The sequence below is a fragment of the Bacillus sp. LR_5 genome (genome assembly GCF_042709275.1).
Map to the genome: position 1 here is coordinate 1 of NZ_JAVAXX010000478.1, position 3006 is coordinate 3006.

Genomic DNA, 3006 nt, shown 5'->3' on the forward strand with positions numbered 1-3006 from the left:
AATATAATGGATACAGAAAACCTCTATTATTTTGAAAAAGCACCGATCGCAAAAGCTGTTGCTCACTTCGCTATACCGATGATGCTAGGTACATCAATGAGTGTCATATATTCCATTCTAAATGCCTTTTTCCTTGGTACACTCCACAATACCGCCATATTAACCGCACTCGCATTAACCTTGCCGTTATTTGCAATCATTATGGCGCTAGGCAACTTGATTGGCATGGGCAGCGGTACATTCATCTCCCGTTTGCTCGGGGAGAAAAAATATGATGATGTAAAGCATGTATCCTCATTTGCCTTTTACAGCAGTTTAGTTCTTGGTCTTATTGTGATGGCAGTGGGTCTCCCTTTAATCGATCCAATTGTTCATGGCCTGGGGGCAACATCTGACTCCTTCGGCTTCACGAAGGACTATGTCATGGTTATGCTTATTGGTTCACCTTTCGTCGTATTATTTTTCACGCTGGAGAATATCGTGCGCTCAGAGGGTTCAGCAATCACGTCGATGATCGGTATGATTCTCAGTGTTGTTGTAAATATTATGCTTGATGCGTTAGTCATCTTCGTATGCCATTGGGGTGTAATCGGAGTTGCGTCTGCTACCGTCATTTCCAACTTGGCTGCGAGTTCATTCTATGCCTTCCACATGGGATATAAGAGCCAGTTCTTAACTGTCTCCGTAAAGTGGTTCAAGGTTGGCCTGGATATTCTGAGCAATGTATTAAAAATCGGCATTCCGGTCTTTATTATGAGTATTTTTTTGGGGGCAATGTCTCTTATCTTTAATCATTTTCTTGTCGAATATGGGGACAAAGCCATTGCTGCATACGGAATTTCATCCCGCTTATTTCAATTTCCTGAATTTATTTTGATGGGACTATGTGAAGGGGTTGTACCGTTAATTGCATTCTCTTTTACAGCGGATAAATTACGCATGAAAAATACCATTGGATTTACATTAAAAGCGATTGTGACGCTAGCAGTAATGTTTGGCGTTATCGTCTATTTAATTTCCGACCATCTAATAGGTTTATTTACAAATGACCCGCAATTAATTAAAATAGGCAGCTACATTCTACATGTTACGTTTTTATCCATATTTATTACAGGGATGTCCTCATTATTTACTGGTATCTTCCAAGCTACCGCGCAAGGAACGGCCGCTTTTGTTATGTCATTTATACAAGGAATTACTCTGATTCCTGTATTGTTCATCGCCAATCAGGTGAACGGCTTTCATGGGGTGGTTTGGTCACTTGTCATTGCAGATACAGTCGCATTCCTTGTAGGTGCCATCATGCTTTATGCTTTGAGGAACAAATTGCAGCCTGAATTGAATAGTTAAGTGCTAGTAAACATATGACATTTAAATCCGTATTGTAAACTAATCAAATATGTAAAAAAAGATAGTTTAGCCCTCATAATCGGCTAAACTATCCCCTTCTCAAATCCTCCCACTTTATTATTAATGTGGTTTAGAAGAATTGAACCCGCACGAGTTATTCCGCTCACTTTCATTGATTATGAAGCTTATATATTAAAAAATGGTGAGTTCAAAACAGTAAACGTCGGGCTTTTTTACTCTCTTCCTTTTAAATACACGATTAGAATCATCAAAAACAATAATGATATTTACACAAATTGCGATTTACGCAAAAGTCACCACTCCTCTTTTCATGGACAGAAAAAGAGGAGCAAACCGATGTCTGCGTCTTAACGTTTTTCTTTGCACAACGTCTAGTATCTTCTTTGGATCAATTTTTCTGTAAGAAATTCAACAAGTGTTACTCAACGACATGAAGAAATTGTTTATGTCCTTTGTCATTTCAGTTATTCAACTATTGGTGTAAGTGAACTACCAGCCCATACCTCTCCCTTATTAAGGGTCCAGCTGTCATTATAAAAATTAGACCCACCTTTATTAACCGAAGGGCTGTGAACCTCATCCCAAGTTAGAAAGTACACGGTTTTCGGATATTTTTGTTTGACTGTATTAAGAAACACAGCATAATCCAAATTACCATCTTGTTTTTGTGTGCCGATTTCTGTGAACGCAAATGGCTTATTAAGAGCTGTTAACTCATCATATCCTTGAATTGAAAAATTGTCTGAGAAATACGCATCTAATCCAACAATATCAACATATGAAGATCCAGGATAAAAGTCAGTCTTAAAGTCTCGATTGGCGTCCGGTGAGTAAACCCATATCAGGTTGTCCAAACCTCTTGTATCAGTCATATAATGATAGATTTTTTGATAAAGTTGTTTATAAAGTGAGAAGCGCTGGCTGTCTTTTTTGTTATATTCGGTTAGTCCCCACCAAAACCATTCTCCATTCATTTCATGAAGAGGTCTGAATAGAACAGGTACACCTTCATTTTTTAACTGATCAAGGCCATCTGCAACTTTGCTCAGAACAGCCTCTAATCGCTTACCCTCTGTAGTTGATGAGTCTAAGATTTTTTCATACTCACTGTTTGAAATATGGGAAGCATTTTTCCCAAAAGTACTGGATGCAGGATTAGCTAGATGTAAGCTAATCTGTGGTATTCCACCGCTTTTCCAATATGAGATTAAGTCACTGTTGCAACTATAGTCGATCGTCTCAGTAATATCAGAAATATAGGGCTTCTCCAACCATCCACTGGAATAGTCACAACCATAAATTGCGGGTAGCTGGCCAGTAGCATTCTTAATTCGGTTGGCTTCTTTCATGGAAAACGAAGCATTTGTGAATCCGCCGAATGCACCTGACAGTATGCGATTTTCAGATCGGTTTGGCAGATGAGCCAGCCAATTCATCAACTCTTTCGTTGTTGCCTGTGCATTAGGATTCACAGGGTAAACTGTATGAGCAAGAGCCGACTGTGAAAAAGATGAAACGATTATGAAAGATAGTAATATAAAAACAGCAATTTTTTTATACATAATATTCTCCGTCTTCTACTTTTTATTATTTTAATCATTTATTCTGTTAAAGATTTATAAAGCACAGAATCTA

At 38.2% G+C, this 3006-nt stretch carries 2 protein-coding genes; one reads left to right on the forward strand and one right to left on the reverse strand.

Features of this window, described 5'->3' with window-relative positions; translation table 11 throughout:
* Positions 1–6: 6 nt before the first annotated feature.
* Positions 7–1350 (forward strand): MATE family efflux transporter, encoded by a 1344-nt coding sequence (locus RAC86_RS37320; protein ID WP_377886823.1) that lies wholly within the window; start codon positions 7–9, stop codon positions 1348–1350.
* Positions 1351–1835: 485 nt separating this feature from the next.
* Here the strand turns inward: RAC86_RS37320 and RAC86_RS37325 are convergent, their stop codons facing one another.
* Positions 1836–2933 (reverse strand): glycosyl hydrolase, encoded by a 1098-nt coding sequence (locus RAC86_RS37325; RefSeq protein WP_377886821.1) that lies wholly within the window; start codon positions 2931–2933, stop codon positions 1836–1838.
* Positions 2934–3006: the final 73 nt, after the last annotated feature.

Excerpts from the sequence above, each read along its gene's own strand:
- RAC86_RS37320 (WP_377886823.1), top strand. The coding sequence starts at position 7 with ATGGATACAGAAAACCTCTATTATTTTGAAAAAGCACCGATCGCAAAA.
- RAC86_RS37325 (WP_377886821.1), bottom strand. The coding sequence starts at position 2,933 with ATGTATAAAAAAATTGCTGTTTTTATATTACTATCTTTCATAATCGTT.